General features: G+C 71.1%; 20 protein-coding genes. 7 read left to right on the top strand and 13 right to left on the bottom strand.

The features are described 5' to 3' along the window. Positions 1–104 precede the first annotated feature (104 nt). From LDL48_RS13515 to LDL48_RS13505, 3 genes are all read right to left on the bottom strand, one after another. Positions 105–1,205, bottom strand: a complete 1,101-nt coding sequence (locus tag LDL48_RS13515) for a BMP family lipoprotein (RefSeq protein ID WP_225255416.1) — start codon at positions 1,203–1,205, stop codon at positions 105–107. A gap of 193 nt (positions 1,206–1,398) precedes the next feature. Next, positions 1,399–1,668: an SCO4848 family membrane protein gene (locus LDL48_RS13510; protein ID WP_225255415.1), complete on the bottom strand. Its 270-nt coding sequence runs from the start codon at positions 1,666–1,668 to the stop codon at positions 1,399–1,401. Between the two features lie 46 nt (positions 1,669–1,714). Further along, complete coding sequence (locus LDL48_RS13505; protein WP_225255414.1) at positions 1,715–2,707, bottom strand: hypothetical protein; 993 nt, start codon at positions 2,705–2,707, stop codon at positions 1,715–1,717. Between the two features lie 96 nt (positions 2,708–2,803). On the opposite strand from LDL48_RS13505, the gene LDL48_RS13500 reads away from it, so the two are divergent. Beyond that, positions 2,804–3,397 (top strand): TetR/AcrR family transcriptional regulator, encoded by a 594-nt coding sequence (locus LDL48_RS13500; protein WP_225255413.1) that lies wholly within the window; start codon positions 2,804–2,806, stop codon positions 3,395–3,397. On the opposite strand, the gene LDL48_RS13495 is transcribed toward LDL48_RS13500, so the two are convergent. The 4 genes from LDL48_RS13495 to trpS are packed head-to-tail and all read right to left on the bottom strand — an operon-like array spanning position 3,384 to position 6,296. Continuing rightward, positions 3,384–3,788 carry a hypothetical protein gene (locus LDL48_RS13495; protein WP_225255412.1) on the bottom strand — a complete coding sequence of 135 codons (405 nt, stop codon included), beginning with the start codon at positions 3,786–3,788 and terminating at the stop codon, positions 3,384–3,386. The two genes, LDL48_RS13500 and LDL48_RS13495, sit on opposite strands and share 14 nt — an antisense overlap. Positions 3,789–3,795: 7 nt before the next feature. Beyond that, on the bottom strand, positions 3,796–4,716 hold the full coding sequence (locus LDL48_RS13490) for a YihY/virulence factor BrkB family protein (protein ID WP_225255411.1): 921 nt from the start codon (positions 4,714–4,716) through the stop codon (positions 3,796–3,798). A gap of 21 nt (positions 4,717–4,737) precedes the next feature. Continuing rightward, a complete protein-coding gene (locus LDL48_RS13485; RefSeq protein WP_225255456.1) occupies positions 4,738–5,274 on the bottom strand; it encodes a 2'-5' RNA ligase family protein in 537 nt (178 codons plus the stop codon). Continuing rightward, positions 5,271–6,296, bottom strand: a complete 1,026-nt coding sequence (gene trpS, locus LDL48_RS13480) for a tryptophan--tRNA ligase (protein WP_225255410.1) — start codon at positions 6,294–6,296, stop codon at positions 5,271–5,273. The genes LDL48_RS13485 and trpS overlap by 4 nt, the downstream gene beginning before the upstream one ends. A 124-nt stretch (positions 6,297–6,420) precedes the next feature. Here trpS and galE point away from each other — a divergent pair, with 124 nt between their 5' ends. The 6 genes from galE (at position 6,421) to LDL48_RS13450 (ending at position 10,822) form a co-directional block, all read left to right on the top strand. Next, complete coding sequence (galE, locus tag LDL48_RS13475) at positions 6,421–7,398, top strand: UDP-glucose 4-epimerase GalE (protein WP_225255409.1); 978 nt, start codon at positions 6,421–6,423, stop codon at positions 7,396–7,398. A 12-nt stretch (positions 7,399–7,410) separates the two neighbouring features. After that, positions 7,411–8,574 carry a galactokinase gene (gene galK, locus LDL48_RS13470; RefSeq protein WP_225255408.1) on the top strand — a complete coding sequence of 388 codons (1,164 nt, stop codon included), beginning with the start codon at positions 7,411–7,413 and terminating at the stop codon, positions 8,572–8,574. Positions 8,575–8,632: 58 nt separating this feature from the next. Beyond that, positions 8,633–8,833 carry a hypothetical protein gene (locus LDL48_RS13465; protein ID WP_225255407.1) on the top strand — a complete coding sequence of 67 codons (201 nt, stop codon included), beginning with the start codon at positions 8,633–8,635 and terminating at the stop codon, positions 8,831–8,833. A 163-nt stretch (positions 8,834–8,996) separates the two neighbouring features. Beyond that, positions 8,997–9,482 (top strand): ATP-binding protein, encoded by a 486-nt coding sequence (locus LDL48_RS13460; protein ID WP_225255406.1) that lies wholly within the window; start codon positions 8,997–8,999, stop codon positions 9,480–9,482. Positions 9,483–9,593: 111 nt separating this feature from the next. After that, complete coding sequence (locus LDL48_RS13455; protein WP_225255405.1) at positions 9,594–10,127, top strand: SigE family RNA polymerase sigma factor; 534 nt, start codon at positions 9,594–9,596, stop codon at positions 10,125–10,127. Beyond that, entirely contained in the window at positions 10,124–10,822 is a 699-nt protein-coding gene (locus tag LDL48_RS13450; RefSeq protein WP_225255404.1) for a hypothetical protein, read from the top strand. The genes LDL48_RS13455 and LDL48_RS13450 overlap by 4 nt, the downstream gene beginning before the upstream one ends. A gap of 53 nt (positions 10,823–10,875) precedes the next feature. Here LDL48_RS13450 and LDL48_RS13445 read toward each other — a convergent pair whose 3' ends face one another. The 6 genes from LDL48_RS13445 to LDL48_RS13420 all read right to left on the bottom strand — a co-directional run bounded on the left by LDL48_RS13445 (position 10,876) and on the right by LDL48_RS13420 (position 18,766). Beyond that, a complete protein-coding gene (locus LDL48_RS13445; RefSeq protein ID WP_225255403.1) occupies positions 10,876–12,174 on the bottom strand; it encodes a sulfate adenylyltransferase subunit 1 in 1,299 nt (432 codons plus the stop codon). Continuing rightward, positions 12,174–13,085, bottom strand: a complete 912-nt coding sequence (cysD, locus tag LDL48_RS13440; RefSeq protein WP_225255402.1) for a sulfate adenylyltransferase subunit CysD — start codon at positions 13,083–13,085, stop codon at positions 12,174–12,176. Before cysD ends, LDL48_RS13445 begins: the two co-directional genes overlap by 1 nt. Before the next feature lie 43 nt (positions 13,086–13,128). Continuing rightward, on the bottom strand, positions 13,129–13,977 hold the full coding sequence (locus LDL48_RS13435) for a 3'(2'),5'-bisphosphate nucleotidase CysQ (RefSeq protein WP_225255455.1): 849 nt from the start codon (positions 13,975–13,977) through the stop codon (positions 13,129–13,131). Between the two features lie 155 nt (positions 13,978–14,132). Then, positions 14,133–15,533, bottom strand: coding sequence for a sugar transferase (locus LDL48_RS13430; protein WP_225255401.1), 1,401 nt, complete (start codon positions 15,531–15,533; stop codon positions 14,133–14,135). A 1,933-nt stretch (positions 15,534–17,466) separates the two neighbouring features. Continuing rightward, entirely contained in the window at positions 17,467–18,051 is a 585-nt protein-coding gene (pth, locus tag LDL48_RS13425) for an aminoacyl-tRNA hydrolase (protein ID WP_225255400.1), read from the bottom strand. An 82-nt stretch (positions 18,052–18,133) separates the two neighbouring features. Then, positions 18,134–18,766, bottom strand: a complete 633-nt coding sequence (locus LDL48_RS13420) for a 50S ribosomal protein L25/general stress protein Ctc (protein ID WP_225255399.1) — start codon at positions 18,764–18,766, stop codon at positions 18,134–18,136. Positions 18,767–18,998 lie beyond the last annotated feature (232 nt).

Raw genomic sequence — 18,998 nt, 5'->3', positions numbered from 1 at the left:
CAACGCGAGGAACTTAACAAAGGACGTGGCACACGGCCGCCGCCCGGCCGCGGGAAAGATCCCACGGCCGTGCGACGGCCGGAAAAACCTGCCTCAGCGCACCGTCACTTCGGCGCGTTGGCCGATTCGACCTTCACGGTGCCCGCGACGATGTCCGCCTTGAGCTTGTCGACCTCGCCCTTGAGCGCGGCGTCGACCTTCGACTCGAAGGAGTTGTACGGCGCCAGCGAGACGCCGTTGTTCTCCAGCGTGCCCAGGTAACCCGGGGTGGCGTTGAGCGGCTGGTTGGCGGCGCCGGTGACCACGGCCTGCTGCACCGCGTCCTTGATGTTCTTGACCACGGTGGTCAGGAAGACGTCGCAGTACTGCTGGGCGCTCTGGCAGCCGTCCTGGTCGACCCAGATGACCGAGGTCTTGCCACCGGAGGCGCGGGCGACGTCCGCGGTGCCCAGGCCGGTGCCGCCGGCGACCGGCATGATCACGTCGGCGCCCTGCGCGGCGAACGTGTTGGTGATCGCCTTGCCCTTGTTCTGGTCGGTGAACGTCTCGGCGAACGTGCCGTTCTGCTTGGCCTTGTCCCAGCCGAGCACCGCGACGGTCTTGCTCTTCGTCTTGTTGTAGTGCTGCACGCCGTCGTAGAAGCCGTCCATGAACACGGTGACCGGCGGGATCTTCAGGCCGCCGTACGTCGCCACCTTCTGCGTCTTGGAGAAGCCCGCGGCCAGGTAGCCGGCGAGGAACGCGGCCTCCTGGGTGGCGAACTGCATCGGGTACACGTTCGGCGCGCCCTCGACCGCGCTGTCCACGATGCCGAACTGCTGGTTCGGGCTCTCCTTCGCGATCTTCGTGGTGGCCGGGCCCATCAGGCCGCCGACCGCGAGGATGAAGTTGCACTTCTTGGTCACGTAGCCGCGGAGGTTGGGCTCGTAGGCGGCCTCGTCCGAGGACGCCGTGTACTCCGGCTCGACGTTGCTCTGCTGGGCCTTGGCGCCTTCCATGCCGGCCCAGGCGGAGGCGTTGAACGACCGGTCGTCGATGCCGCCGGTGTCCGTCACCATGCAGGCCTTGTAGGCGGCGCCGGAGGCGGCGCTGCTGCTGCCGGCGCTCGGGGTCTCATCGGGAGCGTCACCACAGGCTGCGGCGGCGAGCGTCAACCCACCGGCCGCGAGAATCGCCACGATCCGCTTCCCACGTACTGGGCGCAAGACGCCCTCCTTCCGCTGCACACCGACACCTCGCGGTGAGTCTCGGGCGCTACCGTACGCGCAGGCCACAGCAGCGTCAGGAATTCGGACCGGACTGTTGGCGCACCGTTACCTGCTCGCGACTCCGCCCCGGCCTTAACGTCGCTTTAGCGCGCTTGGGGCGCGAATTGCCCGCTCACCGCGAAACCTGCCGTTAATCTTTCGGCACTCCAGCGGGGGCCACCGTCGATCCTTCGGTACGCCGGTTCGCCCGCCAGGCGCGGATGCCGAGCACCCCGGCGACGGTCCCGAGGGCCAGCGAGCCACCGATGATCAGCGCGTGCACCCAGAAGAACGCGGTCGGCGAGCCGGCCGCGAAGGCGCGGTCGTCCCGGAGCGTCCGGGAGATGAAGCCCGGCCAGATCGCCCAGTTCCAGACACCGACCGCAACGAGGAAGGCCGCCCACCGGCGCGTGATCACCACGCGACCAGTATGGCGGCCTCTCCGTCCGGCGAGGTCGGTGGCCGGGTCAGCGGGCCAGGGCGTGCTCGGGTTCCGGCGCCGCCGGGACCGGCTCGCTCCGGGCGGCGAGACCGCGCCGGCCCCCCGCGACCAGGAGCAGCCCGACCACCGCGTACCCGGTGAGCAGCCAGGCGGCGGCCGCGCCGCCGTTGCCGCCGAAGAACGCCGCGGAGCGGAGCAGCGTCCCGCCGGCGCCGATCGGCAGCCACTGGCCGATCTCGCCCCACGGCTGCGGCAGCAGCTCGGCGGCCGAGCCGACCGCGGACAGCGCGTTGCCGACCAGGAAGACGGTCACCGCGCCGAGGGCCACCCCGGCCCGGTCCGCGACCGCACCCAGCCCCGTGACGGTGGCCGCGACGGCGAGCGAGAAGAGGCCGACGACGCCCGCGGCGGGCAGGTAGTCGCCGGGCAGCACGCCGAGCCAGTACTGCTGGACCGCGGCCCCGGCGAGTCCGGCCAGCACGGCGAACGTGCCGAGCGCGAGCAACCGCGCGGAGCGCCGCCGGACCTGCAGGAAGATCAGCACGCCGGCCAGCATCGCGGTCATCGCGAGCGGGAGGAAGCTGGAGGCGAATCCGGTGCCGCGGGGGTCGTCGGCGTCGGCCGGCACGACGTCGCGGACCGGGACCGGAGTGCCGTCGCCCAGCCCGGCGGCGGCCTGGGTGAGCAGCGTCGCGACCGTGGGCGAGGCGCCCGAGGCCACGCGCAGTTCCGGCCCGGCGGGACCGAGCACCAGGGCGCCGTACACGTCGCGGTCGCGGATCGCCGCGTCGGCGGCCGCGCCGTCGGCGACCACCGTGACGGCGAACGCGCCGGGATGCCCGGACTCGAGTCTGCCGGTGAGCGCGGCGACGGCGGGCGGTGGCCCGGCGACCGCGAGCGGCAGGTCGCGGGGCGCGAGGTTGCCGGCCGGACCGGCGAAGAGCGGCACGAGCAGGGCCTGCAGGGCCACCACGACGAGGGCGATCAGGACACCGAGGCGGATCGGGTTGGCGCGCATGGTCTTCTCCTAAAACGAATACTCGTTCTCTTAAGAAGAGCGTGCTCCCCACCCGGCCGGGTGTCAAGAACGAGCGTTCGTTTTACACTGTGCCCCGTGCCACGTGTATCCGAGGACCACCTCATCGCCCGCCGGGAGCAGATCCTGGTCGCCGCCCGGACCTGCTTCCTCCGCAACGGCCTGCACAACACGACCATGCAGGATCTGATCGCCGAGGCCGGGCTGTCGGTCGGCGCCGTGTACCGCTACTTCAAATCGAAGAACGAGATCATCAATGCCATCGCCGAGTCGGTCGCCGGCGGCATCACCGCGCTCCTGCAGGAGGTGTCCACCCGGGAGCCGGCTCCTCCGCTGGTCGAGGCGCTGAGCGAGGTCTTCGACGCGATCAACGTCCAGGTCGGGGAGAACGGCAACTTCCCGCTCGCGGTGCAGGTGTGGGGCGAGGCCACGTTGGACCCGGCGATCCGGGAGATCGTCCGGCACCGCTACCAGGGGATGCGGGAGGCGTACGTGACGCTGGCCCGCCGGGCGGTCGAGCGCGGCGAACTCGCGCCGGACACCGACGTGGAGGCGGCCGCGAGCGTGCTGTTCGGCCTGATACCCGGGTTCGCGCTGCAACGGCTCTTCCTCGGCCACCCCGACAAGGACACCTACCTGCGCGGGGTACGCGCGCTGCTCAACCCGGGCTGACCGAACCCGGCAGCCGGGCCGCGATCCGGGCGAAGCCGGCCCGCACCTCGGCGGCGGTCGGCGCCGGCCCGCGTTCCACGCCGGACTCCTGCCACTGGTCGGCCGCCTTCGCCGGCCCGGCGCCATCGGGGTCGGCCGCCGCCCGGGCCAGCTCGACCTCGTCCCGGATGGCCTCCGCGTCGACCAGCGGCAACAGCGGTTCGACCACGGCCATCAGGTCCTCGTCCGCGACCACCGCCTGGGCCAGCGCCAGCGCGTGCGCGCGCTCGTACGGGCCGCACACCACCGGTTCCCAGTCCTCCTCGTCACCCAGCGCACCGATGGTGATGACCCACGGCAGGCCGGCCACCGGCGAGTCCGGCGGGAGGCTCAGCGTGATGAGAGTGCCCACCGGCCCATCATTGCGGGCTGCGGTGCCGGATCCAGGTGTTTTGCCCGACCGGAGCGGTCTTGTCGTCGGCCGACAGGTCCACCACCCGGCCGTGCGGGCTGGTCGCCGCCCAGGCCGCGCCGAACAGCAGCAACTGGTTGAAGACGTACAGGTAGACCAGTACCCCGACGGCGCTGGCGACCAGGCCGTACGCGGGGTTCTCCTGGACCAGCCCGACGAACGACCGGCCCACCGTGTTGAGCAGCCAGACCCCCAGCCCGACCTGGAGCACCGGCGGGGCCAGCCGCCGGACGGTCATCCGCAGCCGCGGCACGGCGGCCAGCAGCGCCGCGGCCAGCAGCATGTTGATCGCGATGGAGAGGATCAGGCTGATCGCGGACAGCACGAAACCGACCCGGCCGTCGGCGAGCCAGGCCAGCAGCCGCTCCAGGCCGTACACCGCGAGCACCGAGGAGGCGAGCAGGAGCAGGACGCCGATGCCGACCAGCAGATCCAGCAGCTGGCGCACGCCGACGTACCCGGGCTGCTCGTTCAGCCGCCAGATCAGCCGCTGCGAGGAGCGGATGGCCTCGACCCAGGCCACGCCGGTGAAGATCAGACCCAGCAGACCGACCACCCCGACGGTACGGCCGCTGTCCACGATCTGGCGCAGGTCCAGGAACGGCAGGTTCTCGCGGAGGAACTGGCGGACGATGTCGAACAGGTCGGGGTTGTTGTTCAGCAGGATGCCGAAGATCGAATAGCCGATGAGCAGCAGCGCAAAGATGGCGAAGAAGCCGTAGTACGCGATCGCCGCGGCCAGCCGCCCGCCCTGGGCCTCCCAGAAGCGCAACAGCGCCCGGCAGAGATGGTCGAAGTGACGCGAGCGTCGCCGCAGCACCATGATCCGCGCTTCCACCGCGTCGTACCCGCGGTCGATGGCGTTCACCGCGTGAATGTACCCAAGTCCTCAGCCGCCAAGCGGGAAGTCACGCCGGGGCCGCCACGGGCCCTCGCCACCGTGCGAGAACAGCGTGAACGAGGAGACGTCGAACCGGCAGGAGAAGTCGGCCAGATCCTCGAAGACCGCGTCCAGGGCCGGTGCCGGCACGTCCTGCGCCACGGTCACGTGCGGGTGGTACGGGAACCGGGCGGCGCGGTTCACCCCCTCGGCCGCGGCGATCGCCTCGGCGAGCAGCTCGCACTCGCTGATGCCCATCGCCAGCGTCACGAACACCACCTCGGTGATCGGCCGGAAGGTGCCGGTGCCGCGCAGCTGGATGGTGAACGGCCGGTGCGCCGCCGCGATCCGCTCCAGCTGCTTCTCCACCGCCGGCAGGGCCCCGGCCGCCACCTCGGTCGGCCCGAGCAGCGTGACGTGCGCCGGGGTGTACGCGGCCTGCGGATCACCGGCCTCGGCGCGGCGGCGGGTCAGCGTCGTACCCCAGGGCTCCGGGATGTCGATCGCGACGCCGATCCGGGTCGTGTCCTCCGCCACCCGGCTCAGGCCTCACGCGCCGGGGGAAGAAAGCCCACGTTCCGGTACGCCGTCTCGAGCGTGCCCGCGGACACGGCCCGCGCCTTCTCCGCGCCGACCGCCAGCACCTTGTCGAGGTAACCGGGGTCCTCGAGGTAGGCCCGGGTGCGTTCCTGCACCGGCTTGACGAAGTTGACCACGGCGTCGGCCAGGTCCTTCTTCAGGTCGCCGTAGCCCCGGCCGTCGTACTGCTCCAGCAGTTCGTCGATGGTGCGCATGGTCAGCGCCGCGTAGATGGTGAGCAGGTTGCTGATGCCGGGCTTGTTCTGCTCGTCGTACAGGATCTCCCGGCCGGTGTCGGTGACCGCCGACTTGATCTTCTTGGCCGACCGGGACGGCTCCTCCAGCAACTCGATGATGCCGTTCGGCGAGGACGCCGACTTGCTCATCTTCGCGGTGGGGTCCTGCAGGTCGGTGATCTTCGCGGTGTCCCGCACGATGTACGGCGACGGCACGGTGAAGGTCTGCCCGTACCGGGTGTTGAACCGCTGCGCGAGATCGCGGGTGAGCTCCAGGTGCTGCCGCTGGTCCTCGCCGACCGGCACCTGGTCGGCCTGGTACAGCAGGATGTCCGCGGCCTGCAGGATGGGGTACGTGAACAGCCCGACGCTGGTGGAGTCGGCACCCGTCTTACCGGACTTGTCCTTGAACTGCACCATCCGGCCGGCCTCTCCGAAACCGGTGATGCAGCTCAGCACCCACCCCAGCTGAGCGTGCTCGGGGACGTGCGACTGGACGAACAGCGTGCACCGCTCCGGATCCAGTCCCAGCGCCAGCAGCTGCGCGGCCGACAGGCGAGTACGGTTACGAAGGGCGACCGGATCATGTCCCATGGTGATCGCGTGCAGGTCGACCACGCAGTAGAAGGCGTCGTGCGTGTCCTGCATCGCCACCCAGTTCCGCAGAGCGCCGAGATAGTTGCCGAGATGGAACGAATCGGCGGTCGGCTGGATGCCGGAGAGCACCCGGGGGCGGGGGGTGGCGTCGGACATGAGCGCCATTGTGTCAGTCTCGACGCAGATATTGCGAACCACCCGGCGTTGTTTGATCGTGTTGCCTTTTGAGCGTTTATGATGGAACCTGGTTGCACGCCGTACTCCCTGAAAGGCCAGCATCGTGAAACTGCTCCTCACCGGAGGCGCCGGCTACGTCGGCAGCGTCACCAGCCGCCTGCTGCTCGACGCCGGCCACGAGGTGGTCGTCATCGACAACCTGCGCACCGGGTTCCGCGAGGCGGTGGCGCCGGACGCCACGTTCGTCGAGGCCGACATCCGGGACGCCGGCCGGGTGCTCACCCCGGACGCCGGCTTCGACGCGGTGCTGCACTTCGCCGGCCTGATCGCCGCCGGTGAGTCGATGCTCAAGCCGGAGCTGTACTGGGACGAGAACATGATCGCCTCGCTCGCGCTGCTGGAGGCGGTGCGCGCCGCCCGAGTGCCGACGGTGGTCTTCTCCTCCACCGCCGCCGTCTACGGCAACCCCAGCGAGCTGCCGATCACCGAGACCGCGGTGAAGGCGCCCACCAACACCTACGGCGCCACCAAGCTGGCGTTCGACTACGCGCTCACCTCGGAGACGTTCGGCCACCGGCTGGCCGCCGTGTCGCTGCGGTACTTCAACGTGGCCGGTGCGTACATCCGTCCCGACGGCACCGAGATCGGCGAGCGGCACGACCCGGAGACCCACCTGATCCCGATCGCGCTGCAGGTGGCGGCCGGCAAGCGGGAGAAGCTGCAGCTGTTCGGCGACGACTACCCGACGCTGGACGGCACCTGCGTGCGCGACTACATCCACGTCGAGGACCTGGCCCGCGCGCACCTGCTGGCGCTGGAGGCGGCCACCCCCGGCGAACACAAGATCTACAACCTGGGCACCGGCAGCGGCTTCACCAACAAGCAGGTGGTCGACGTGGCGCGCGAGGTCACCGGCACCGACCTCCCGGTGGAGATCGCACCGCGCCGCGAGGGCGACCCCGCCTCGCTGGTGGCGTCGTCCGCCAAGGCGCGCGCCGATCTCGGCTGGATCCCGCAGAAGGCGACCCTTCAGGACATGATCGGAGACGCCTGGACGTTCTACCGGAACCATGTGGCGTGATGTGATCGGCGCATGACGATCGACGATGTGGCCGCCCGGGCGGCGTCGGCCTTCTCCACCGCGTACGACGACGAGCCCGAAGGTCTCTGGGCCGCACCCGGCCGGGTCAACCTGATCGGTGAGCACACCGACTACAACGACGGCTTCGTGCTTCCGTTCGCCCTGCCGGAACGCGTGGTCGCGGCCGCCGGCCCGGCGCCCGAGGGCTGGCAGGTCTGCTCCGACTTCGCCGACGGCACCGTGCGGTTCGGCGAACCCGAGCTGGCCGAGCCCGGCGTGCTGGACGGCTGGGCGGCGTACGTGGCCGGCGTGGTGTGGGCGCTGCGCGACGCCGGTTTCGACGTGCCGCCGGCCCGGATCGCACTGGCCTCCGACGTACCCGTGGGTGCCGGCGTGTCGTCGTCGGCCGCGCTCGAGTCCGCGGTCCTCACCGCGCTCGTCGACCTCGGCAAACTCGACCTGCCGGTGGGCCGCCGTCCCGCGGTGGCCCAGCGCGCCGAGAACGTCTACGTGGGCGCGCCGACCGGCATCATGGACCAGTCGGCGTCGATCCGCTGCCAGGCCGGCAAGGCCCTGTTCCTGGACTGCCGGTCCCTGGCCGTCGAACAGATCCCGTTCGACGTCGCCGCCGAGGGCCTGGCCATCCTGGTGGTCAACAGCAACGCCCCGCACCAGCACGTCAGCGGCGAGTACGGCGCCCGGCGCACCTCCTGCGAGGAGGCGGCCCGCATCCTGGGCGTGCCGGCCCTGCGCGACGTCCGCACCGAGGAGCTGGACGGGCTGCTGGAATCCCTGCCGGACGAGGTGACCCGCCGCCGGGTCCGGCACGTGGTCACCGAGAACCAGCGGGTGCTGGACACGGTCCGGCTCCTCCGCTCCGGCCGGATCCGCGAGATCGGACCGCTGATGACCGCCTCACACGCGTCCATGCGCGACGACTTCGAGATCACCGTGCCGGAGATCGACGTGGCGGTCGAGGCGGCGCTGACCGCCGGCGCGTACGGCGCCCGGATGACCGGGGGCGGATTCGGCGGCTGCATCCTGGCTCTGGTCGACGCGGACGGGGCGGACGCGGTCGCCGGGGCGGTCGCGGCGGCCTACGAGCGGCGCGGCTTCACCGCACCCACGCCGTTCGTCGCGGTACCCGGCCCCGGCGCCACCCGCCTACCCCACTGACCCCCGGGCGCCTGTCGCGGGGGCGTTGGAAGGGGGCCGTGTCGGGTATAGGGCGCGTATGAGTGCTGAGACGGAAGGCAATCGACCCAATGAGTACGGCTTCGCCGGTGGAGCCACTGGCCCGGAACCGACGCCCGACCGCGCCGACTCGGTGGACCGCGAGGACGTCGAGGTACCGGCGGACGACCTGACCGGCGCCCTCAGTGAGGGCCTGGACGACGTCACCGACTCCGACGCTGCCGCAAACGCCCGCCCCTGACCGCAGCCGGCCGAAACCTCGCCGCCCGCGGCACGCCGGCCGCAGCATTGGCGTCGAACGTCACCCGCGCGGGGGAATGACGTTCCGTTCCCGGCGTGGCGCCGCTTAGGGTGACGCCACGTCCGGGAACACAGGCGCCCCGGACCGTGACGAAGGGGTCGTCATGAGGGTCAGCCCGCCACCGGTGTTCGGCGAGGGCCCGATCACCGCCGAGCGTGCCGCCGAGAACGCGCTGGCGCAGCTGGCCGCCGATATCCGGTCGGACCGCCGGCCGCTGGTGCTGCATCTGCCGTCCGCTCCGGAGTCCGCGTCGCTCGCCCGGAACCTGGTCGGCGACGCGTGCTGGCGATGGAATCGGCCGGACCTGCTGCACCCGGCCCGGCTGATGATGTCGGAATTGGTTAGTAATGCGGTGGAGCACGCCGGTTCGGAGATCACCGTGGTGGTGTCCCGGCACGGCGACGGTCTGCACCTGGCGGTCTCCGACGGTCAGCCCCGGCTACCGCGGCTGCGCCGGCCGTCCGCCCCGCACCGCGGGCGCCCGCTCGACGAACGCGGTTTCGGCCTGCGCACGATCCAGGCGGTCGCCACCGACTGGGGCGCCGCCGCCACACCCACCGGCAAGGTCGTCTGGGCCTCGCTCCGCTGACGCACGGTCACCGAACGTACCCGCATCGTCGATTCCTTCCCGCACTTTCCTCCGCATGCAACCCTGGCGAACCGCGAGCCGTCAGGGAGGCGTGAGACATTGGGAGGGCTCTTGACGACGCGAGATGAGCAGTTCCACGAATTCGTGCTGTACCGGCGGGCCGGCCTGGTACGAACCGCGACCCTGCTGACCGCGGGCGACCCACACCTCGCGGAGGACCTGGTCCAGGCCACCCTGACCAAGCTGTACGTCGCGTGGTCGTCGTTCAAGCGCGCGGACAATCCCGACGGCTACGTTCGCCGCGCCCTGGTGAACGCGCTGACCGACGAGCGGCGCCGGTTGTGGCGGCGCCGGGAGCGGCCGGTGGAATCGCTGCCGGACCGTCCGCAGGCCGAGTTGCCGACCGGCGGGCTCGACGACGGATTGCGTCAGGCGCTGCGGGATCTGCCGCCGCGGATGCGCGCCGCGGTGGTGTTCCGCTATTTCTACGACCTCGACGTCGCCCAGACCGCGGACGCGCTCGGTTGTTCCGAAGGCACCGTGAAGAGCCAGACCGCGCGTGCCCTGGACCGGCTCCGCGCGGTCCTGGACCGCCCCGCCCCACCGCCCCGCCGCCTGTTTCGTGCCCAAGGAGTGACACCGTGATGGACCTGCACCAGCGGCTCGAGGAGATCGCCGGTCCGCCGCTTCCGCCCACCATCCAGCAACTCGAGGCGGACCTGACCCGCGGGCGCCGCGCCCTGCGGCGGCGCCGCGCCGTGCAGACCGTCGCGAGCGCCGCGCTGGCCGTCGCCGCGATGCTGGTCGGTTTCACGTTCACCAGGGGCGCCGGCGCGCCGGACGGCCGCGCCGTCGAAGTGCCGGCTGCCGCGCCGGGTGCGACGCCGGCCACCGAGCTGATGGAATACGCGGGTGAGCAGCCGGCCGGCTACACGCTCAAGAAGGTGCCGAGCGGTTACGCCGTGCTGTCCGACGACGACGGCGTGGTGGTGCTCGCGCCCCGCGACGAGCAGGGCCCCGCCCCGAAGGTGGATCCGTTCCGCGACCGCGGCTACGACCGGCGGGTGTACGCCCACAAGGTTCGCATCTCGGTGGAGACCACGGACGACATGAGCCTCGGCGCCGGGGACGGCATCAAGGTCGCCGGCCGGCAGGGCATTCTGACGAAGGGCCCGACCGGCATGCCGGACTCCGACATCGGCTGGTCGGTCTGGGCACTGGAGAAAGACGACAGCTGGCTGATCGTGCACTTCGGGGACGGCTTCAAGCTCAGCCGGTCCGAGATGATCGAGCTCGCCGCCGGCGTGACCGTCAGCCGGAACGCCAAGCGCAACAACTGAGCGGGAGAACCGCGACACGACCGGGGTGGGCCGAGCGGCCCACCCCGGTTTCGCTATTGCGCCTCGATGATCATCCCGGCCCCGACGGTACGGTTCGTCGTCTCGTCGATCAGGATGAAACCGCCGGTGGTGCGGTTGCGGCGGTACTCGTCGGCGAGCAGCGGCACCGTGGTTCGCAGCTTGACCCGGCCGATCTCGTTCAGGCCCAGCCCGTCCGCCGTCTCGTCCCGGTGCAGTGTGTTGACGTCCAGGCGGTACTGCAGGCCGCGCACCACCGTACGGGCGGTCCGGGTGGTGTGCTTGATGGCGTACTTGCCGCCGACCCGCAGCGGCGCGGTCTCGTCCATCCAGCAGATCATCGCCTCGATGTCCTGGGCGACGGCCGGCGCGTTGTGCGGACGGCACAGCATGTCGCCCCGGGAGATGTCGATCTCGTCGGCCAGCCGGACCGTCACCGACATCGGCGGGAACGCCTCGGCGACCGGCCCGTCCGCGGTGTCGATCCCCGCGATCGTGCTGGTCATGCCGGACGGCAGCACCATCACCTCGTCGCCCGGCTTGAGCACCCCGGACGCCACCTGCCCGGCGTAGCCGCGGTAGTCGGTGACGACCGTGGACTGCGGGCGGATCACGTACTGCACCGGGAAGCGCACGTCGACCAGGTTGCGGTCGGACGCGATGTGCACGTGCTCGAGGTGGTGCAGCAGCGACGGCCCCTCGTACCACGGGCTCTTCTCGGACCGCGAGGCGATGTTGTCGCCGTCCAGCGCCGAGATCGGAATGATCGTCAGGTCGCCGATGTCGAGCTTGGCCGCGAACGAGGTGAACTCGTCCGCGATCCGGTCGTAGACCTCTTTGTCCCAGCCCACCAGGTCCATCTTGTTGACGCACAGCACCAGGTGCGGCACCCGCAGCAGCGAGGTGAGGAACGCGTGCCGGCGGGACTGCTCCACCAGGCCCTTGCGCGCGTCGACCAGGATCAGCGCCAGGTCGGCGGTGGACGCGCCGGTCACCATGTTGCGGGTGTACTGGATGTGCCCGGGGGTGTCGGCGATGATGAACTTGCGCCGCGGGGTGGCGAAGTAGCGGTACGCCACGTCGATCGTGATGCCCTGCTCCCGCTCGGCGCGCAGGCCGTCGGTGAGCAGTGCCAGGTTGGTGTACTCGTCACCGCGGGCCGCGCTGACCGCCTCGACCGCTTCCAGCTGGTCGGAGAAGAGCGACTTGGTGTCGTACAGCAGCCGCCCGATCAGCGTCGACTTGCCGTCGTCCACACTGCCGGCGGTGGCGAACCGCAGCAGGTCCATGCCGCGTGCCGCGGACGTGTCCGGCTCCAGCACTGCCTGACTCATCAGAAGTAGCCCTCTCGCTTGCGGTCTTCCATCGCCGCCTCGCTGACCTTGTCGTCGCCCCGGGTGGCGCCGCGCTCGGTGATCCGGGTCGCCGCGACCTCGTCGATCACCTTGTCGACGGTGTCGGCGTCGGAGAGCACGGCGGCGGTCTGCGACGCGTCGCCGACCGTGCGGTACCGCACCCGGCGGGTCTCCACGACCTCGCCCGCGCGGGCCGTGATGAACTCGTTGACCGCGTAGAACATCCCGTCACGCTCGACCACCTCGCGGTCGTGCGCGTAGTAGATGCTCGGCAGCGCGATGTTCTCCTTGGCGATGTAGTGCCACACGTCCAGCTCGGTCCAGTTGGACAGCGGGAAGACCCGGATCGACTCGCCCGCGTGGTGCCGGCCGTTGTAGAGCGACCACAGCTCCGGGCGCTGGTTCTTCGGGTCCCACTGGCCGAACTCGTCGCGGAAGCTGAACATCCGCTCCTTGGCCCGGGCCTTCTCCTCGTCGCGGCGCGCACCACCGAACAGCGCGTCGAAACGGTACTTCTCCACCGCGGCGAGCAGCACCGGCGTCTGGATCCGGTTGCGGGTCCCGTCCGGCAGCTCGCGGACCAGCCCCGCGTCGATCGCCTCCGGCACGCTGGCGATCACCAGGTTGAGCCCCAGCTCGGCGACCCGGGTGTCGCGGTACTCCAGCACCTCGGGGAAGTTGTGGCCGGTGTCGACGTGCATCACCGGGAACGGGATGCGGGCCGGCGCGAACGCCTTCTCGGCGAGCCGCAGCATCACAATCGAGTCCTTGCCACCCGAGAACAGCAGCACCGGCCGCTCGAATTCGGCCATGACCTCGCGCATGACGAAAATGCTCTCGGCTTCGAGAGCGTCGAGATGCGAGACGCGATAGGGCTTTGTCTGGCTCATGGGAATCCCAGACCTTTCGAGACGTCGGCCGAGCTGCCGGGGGTCAGGTTAGCGGGAGGTGTCGCTGCAACGCTGCAAGCAACCGAGGAGCGAGATCCTTACGACAGACCACCAGATCCGGCAACTTCGGATCGGCCTCGTTGTATTTCAACGCAGATCCGTCGATTCGGGAAGCGTGCAGTCCGGTGGCCGACGCCACAGCCACGGGCGCCGCGGAATCCCATTCGTACTGCCCGCCCGCGTGCACATAGGCGTCCGCGTCGCCATTGACCACCGCGGCGATCTTCACGCCGGCGGAGCCCATCGGCACCAGCTCGGCGCCGAGCTCCTCGGCCAGCGCCGTGACGAAGGCCGGCGGCCGGGTACGGCTGGCGGCGATCCGGATCGGCCCGCTGTCGCCCCCGCTCACCGGCGGCGGCAGCGGCGGGTACGCCGGCGGGTGGTCGGTCGCCATCGTCCGGTGCCGGGCCGGCATCGCCACCGCACCCGCGGACAGGCAGTGCGGGCGGCCACAGTCCGCGGTCCACAGCGCGACGTGCACGGCCCAGTCGGTCCGGCCCTCCTCGCTGAACTCACGGGTACCGTCCAGCGGATCCACGATCCAGACCCGGGACGCGCCGAGCCGCTGCGGGCGTACCGCGGTCTGCTCGCCGTCCTGCCAGGCGACCCGGGAGTGGTCGTCCTCCTCCGACAGCACCGCGTCGGCCGGACGCCACCGGGCCAGTTCGCGGCGCAACAGGTCGTGCGCCGCCCGGTCGCCGGCGGCCTTGAGCGCCTTCGGGTCGGCGTACCCCATCTCGTCACGCACCTGGAGCAGCACCTGCCCGGCGCGGTCGGCGAGCCAGCGGGCGAACGCGGCGTCGATGACCGGCGGCGAGCCGCCCTCGGACAGCGGCTCCCGCTGCCCGGCAATGCGGGCCGGCACCTCGGTCTCGTTCACTGCTCGCCCTCGCTCCGCAGATCGGCGCACCGTAGCCTCGTCGCTACGCTCATCGTCACGCTCCTCGTCTCCGAACGGCGGTGTCCGGAACACCCTAGAGGCGGCCATCAATACGCGCCGGACGAGCGCACCACCGCGGTCATGGTGCGCAACAGGATCACCAGGTCCAAACTGAGCGACCAGTTCTCCACATAGCGCAGGTCCAGTCGGACCGCCTCCTCCCAGGGCAGATCCGAACGTCCGGAAACCTGCCAGAGGCCCGTCATGCCGGGTTTGACCGCCAACCGGCGCCGCACATCGTCGGCGTAGGCGGCGACCTCCGCCGGCAGCGGCGGCCGCGGACCCACCAGCGACATCTGCCCGGCCAGGACGTTCAGCAGCTGCGGCAGTTCGTCCAGGGAGAACCGGCGCAACCACCGTCCCACCGGCGTCACCCGTGGATCGTCACGCATTTTGAAGAGCACACCGTCGTACTCGTTGAGATGCCTCAGCTCGGCCAGCCGCGCCTCGGCATCGACGTACATGCTGCGGAACTTGAAGATGCGGAACTCACGCCCGTCCCGCCCGACCCGCACCTGCCGAAAGAGTACCGGGCCACGTGACGTCAGCCGCACACACAGTGCGGTGCCTAACAGGAGCGGCCCGAACAGCACCAGCAACAGCAGCGCACCGACCCGGTCCACCAGCTCCTTCACCAGGCGGATCCCGCCGTGCAGCCGCGGGTGCTCGACGTGCAGCATGGGCAGCCCGTCGAACGGCCGGATCGTGGTACGCGCCCCGGCCACGTCGATCAGCGCGCTCGCCACCACCAGATCCACCTCGTCGCGCTCCAGCCGCCAGGCCAGCCGCCGCAACGCCGCCCCGTCCAGCTCCGGGCAGCTCAACACCACCACCGTGTCCGCGTCCGCGATGTCCACGGCGCCGGCGATGTCGTCGAACGTCCCGTACACCGGCAGGTCCAGCACGCCGTCGTGCTCCGGCGGCAGGCAGGCGCCCACCACCTCCAGTCCGTGGTACCGCTCCCGGCGCAACTGGCGGGTGATCCCGATGACCGACAACTCGTGCCCCACCACGATCACCCGGCGCAGGCTCTCCCCCCGGGCCCGGGCACAGTGCAGCCGCTTACGCAGCGCGAACCGCAACACCACCGCCGAGACGATCGCCGACGGCAGCGCAACCAGGACATAGGATCGAGCAAGATCCAATTCGAGGGCGTACGAACACACGGCCGCCCCCGCGATCAGCCCCACGCCCCCACGGAACACCCGCTGATACTCGTCCGTGCCGACGAACAGGAACCGCCGCTCGTACGCCCGGCTGACCGCCAGCACCACCAGCAACGCCACCGGCAACAACGCGGAGAAGAGCAGATACCACCGGTTGTACGCGGTCACCTGGTCGCCGAACCGCAGCCCGAACGTCACCGCGCCCGCCGCCACCCCGGCGGCAAGGTCACAGAGCAGCAGCGAACGGACGTACCGCCGCTCCCACCGCTGCCGCCGCGACATCGCCGCATGCCGGCCCCGCACCCGCACGAACGGCCGACCCGCCGGCCGCCCCGGTTCCGCGGGCCAGTCGGTGTCACGGCCCCGATCGGCCGGAACGTACCTGCCCGCACCGGCCGGAGCCGGACTCGACGGGACGGACGGCGACGGAATCTTCGTGGCCCGGCCCTGCCGCGGCGACGGACGGTGCGGACGCGGGCCATGACCGGCCGGCGGGCGGTTCGTCGGGGCGTCCCGGTCGGCCTCCCAGCGCAGAGCCGACACGGGCTGGTCGACGTCGTGGTCGGGCCAGGAGACCCGCCCGGTCCGCTCGCGATCCCCGCGGTGCGTGACCGGCCCGCCCAACTCCTGAACCGGCTGCTCACGGCGGGCCGGCGCGGGCACATCACCGGCCCGGCCCTGCACCACTCCCTCACGCCGACCCGCCCCGGCCGTCTCACCGCGACGGTCAATCACTCCCTCACGCCGACCGGTCACGGGCATCTCACCGCGACGGTCAACCACTCCCTCACGCCGACCGGTCACGGGCATCTCACTGCGACGGTCAACCACTCCCTCACGCCGACCGGTCACGGGCATCTCACCGCGACGCTCAGCGACCGCCTCGGGATGACCGGACATCGGCACGTCGGCGCCACGACGCTGGATCACGCCGTCCCGGCGGGCCGGAGCCGGCGCATCGGCGTCCCGGCGGTGGACGGGCGGTGGGATCACCGCGGCTGGACCGCGGGTCCCGCTCGGCCGGGGTCCTGGCTCCCGGTCGCGGCGGGCCGGTGGGCCGGGTTCCCGGTGTGCCGCCGACCAGGCTCTGGGAGGGCCGTCCGGCCGGGTGTCCGGGCCGGCGTGCGGGGCGGCCACCAGGCCGGCGTCAGGACGAGGCCCGGGAACCGCGACGCCTGCGTCCGTCCACCCATCTGCGGCGGGGGCCGGCCGCGGTCCGGAATACCCGTCCGGGCGGCCATCTGGCCACCTTCCCGGGTCGGCGGCGGGCCGGATCCCGCTGTCGATGTCACGTCGGGTCCACGAGCTGGCGTCACCTTGGGTCCACGAGCTGGCGTCACCACGAATCCACGGGCCGGCGTCACCGTGAATCCACGAGCTGGCGTCACCGTGAATCCACGGGCCGGGGTCGCCCTGGGACCATGCGGCGGTGTCACGATGGGTCCACGTGGTGGTGCCACCGGGAGTCCACGAACCGGCATCACCTGGGGTCCACGAGCCGGAGTCACCGTAGGCCCACGAGCCGGAGTCAGCGTCCCGGCTGGTCCACGAGCCGGGGTCAGCGTCCCGGCTGGTCCACGAGCCGGGGTCAGCGTCCCGGCTGGTCCACGAGCCGGGGTCAGCGTCCCGGCTGGTCCACGAGTCGGAGTCACCGTCCCGGCTGATCCACGAGCCGGAGTCGACAATTCGGCCGGTCCACGAGCCCGCATCAGCGTCTCGACTGATCCAGGATCCGGAGTCGTCAGGGCACCTCGGGGCGGAGTCCGGCTGCCCGCGTCCGCCCGGTCGAGCATCCGGCGACGGACCGGTGTCCCGGCGCTCCGCCGACCGCATGCCGCTCACATGCGCGGGCAGCCGCGCGGCGGCGGCGATGTCTCCATGTGGCACCCCGGCGGCGGCGCTGTCACGCGCGACCCGGCGCGTACCCGGGTCGATCTCCCCATGCGGCACCAGGCCGCCGTCGCCGCTCCCGACCGACCCGCTCCGCGCGCCGGCGTCCCGGGGCGTCGTCGCCGGGAGCAGGAACGTCGGCTCATGCTGGGCAGGCTCGCGGCTCCCGGGCAGGTCCTGGTGCACTTCGAACCTCCCCGCACTGCTGGTTCACGCTGCACCGTGCGGTGCATACACGTGACCAACGCGCGGGCAGGCGTGGCGACACGGGACCGATAGATGGACAAAACGGTCTAAACGATCTATCCGTTCCGGTCCCGCTAGATCAACTTCCGTGGTATTTGTTCTGCGCCCACTCGACGCCCTCGAGCACCACGGCCTCGGTCACGTCGGCCGCGCGGTCCACCAGGAAGTCCAGCTCCTTGCGCTCCGCCGAGCCGAAGTCGGACAACACGTAGTCGGCCGGATCCTGCCGTCCCGGCGGGCGCCCGATGCCGAAACGCACCCGGGCGTAGTCCTTCGAACCCAGCGACTTGGACATCGACCGCAACCCGTTGTGGCCGCCCTCGCCGCCGCCGAGCTTCGCCCGCACCTGTCCGAACGGCACGTCCAGCTCGTCGTGCACGGCGAGCACCTGCTCCAGCGGGACCTTGAAGAACTGTGCCAACGACGCCACCGCCGAGCCGGACAGGTTCATGTACGTCAACGGCTTCAGCAGGATCAGCTTCGGGCCGCCGTACCCCAGTCGACCCTCCGCCACCTCGGCGTGCGCCCGCTTGGACCGGCCGAACTTCGCTCCCACCCGGGACGCCAGCAGGTCCACCACCCGGAAGCCGACGTTGTGCCGGTGCCCCGCGTACTCCTTGCCTGGATTGCCCAGACCGACCACCAGCCAGGGTACGTCGCTCATCTCCCACTCCCGGAAAATGGATCAGGGAAAGCGCCGGCCGGCGCTTTCCCTGATCGCGTGCTCTGCTCGAGGCGGGGCCTCGTCAGGAAGCGGACTCTTCGGTGGCTTCGCCGTCGGTCGCCTCGGCCTCGCCACCGTCGCCGGTGTCGCCCTCGAGCTGCTCGGCGGTCTGCGCCGCGCTCACCACGACGATCACCGTCTCCGGGTCGGCGGCCAGCTCGGAACCGGCCGGCAACTGCACGTCGGCCGCGGTGATCTGCGAACCGGCCTCCAGGCCCTCCACCGACACCTCGAACGAGTCGGGCAGGTGCAGCGCCTCGGCCACGATCGACAGCGTGGTGCTCTCGCTCACCACGAGCGTGTTCCGGCCCGCCTCGCCGACCAGCACGATCGGCACGTCCACCGTGACCTTCTCGCCACGCTTCACGATCAGCAGGTCGACGTGCTCGTACGTGTCCTTGATCGGGTCACGCTGGATCGCCTTGGGCAGCGCCAGCGTGGTGCCCTGGCCACCGATGATGTCGATGGTGAAAACCTGGTTGAGACCGCCGTGCCGGATCGCGGCCGCGAACTCACGCGCCGGCAGGGCGATGTGCTGGGGCTTCTCGCCGTGGCCGTACAGCACGGCGGGCACCTTGCCGGCCCGGCGCGTGCGGCGGGCACCACCCTTGCCGAACTCGGTGCGGGCTTCGGCGCTGATCTTTACCTCGGACACGGGGAAACTCCTGAAACTCTTTGATCGGGCTGCGTCTAGTCGGCGGGCGGTTCGACGGGCTGCGGGCTTCGGCGGTGCCGGGCGAGGGGGCGCGCTGGGCACAGGCCCGGAGCACCGCGTCGATCACGGTGCCTCCGAGCGGCTGCGACACTCAGCAGACCGCGGGGCACCCTCGCCGTGGCAACCGCACCAGCTTACCTGCCCCTTTCCACGACATCAGAGGCGGTACCGT

The organism is Jidongwangia harbinensis (assembly GCF_020216025.1).
Taxonomy (GTDB): Bacteria; Actinomycetota; Actinomycetes; order Mycobacteriales; family Micromonosporaceae; genus Actinoplanes; species Actinoplanes harbinensis.
This window is presented reverse-complemented; position numbering and strand designations above follow the sequence as displayed.

Excerpts from the sequence above, each read along its gene's own strand:
- LDL48_RS13505 (WP_225255414.1), bottom strand. The coding sequence starts at position 2,707 with ATGCGCGCCAACCCGATCCGCCTCGGTGTCCTGATCGCCCTCGTCGTG.
- cysD (WP_225255402.1), bottom strand. The coding sequence starts at position 13,085 with ATGAGCCAGACAAAGCCCTATCGCGTCTCGCATCTCGACGCTCTCGAA.
- trpS (WP_225255410.1), bottom strand. The coding sequence starts at position 6,296 with ATGTCCGACGCCACCCCCCGCCCCCGGGTGCTCTCCGGCATCCAGCCG.
- pth (WP_225255400.1), bottom strand. The coding sequence starts at position 18,051 with ATGAGCGACGTACCCTGGCTGGTGGTCGGTCTGGGCAATCCAGGCAAG.
- LDL48_RS13465 (WP_225255407.1), top strand. The coding sequence starts at position 8,633 with ATGAGTGCTGAGACGGAAGGCAATCGACCCAATGAGTACGGCTTCGCC.
- galK (WP_225255408.1), top strand. The coding sequence starts at position 7,411 with ATGACGATCGACGATGTGGCCGCCCGGGCGGCGTCGGCCTTCTCCACC.
- LDL48_RS13460 (WP_225255406.1), top strand. The coding sequence starts at position 8,997 with ATGAGGGTCAGCCCGCCACCGGTGTTCGGCGAGGGCCCGATCACCGCC.
- LDL48_RS13445 (WP_225255403.1), bottom strand. The coding sequence starts at position 12,174 with ATGAGTCAGGCAGTGCTGGAGCCGGACACGTCCGCGGCACGCGGCATG.
- LDL48_RS13430 (WP_225255401.1), bottom strand. The coding sequence starts at position 15,533 with ATGTCGCGGCGGCAGCGGTGGGAGCGGCGGTACGTCCGTTCGCTGCTG.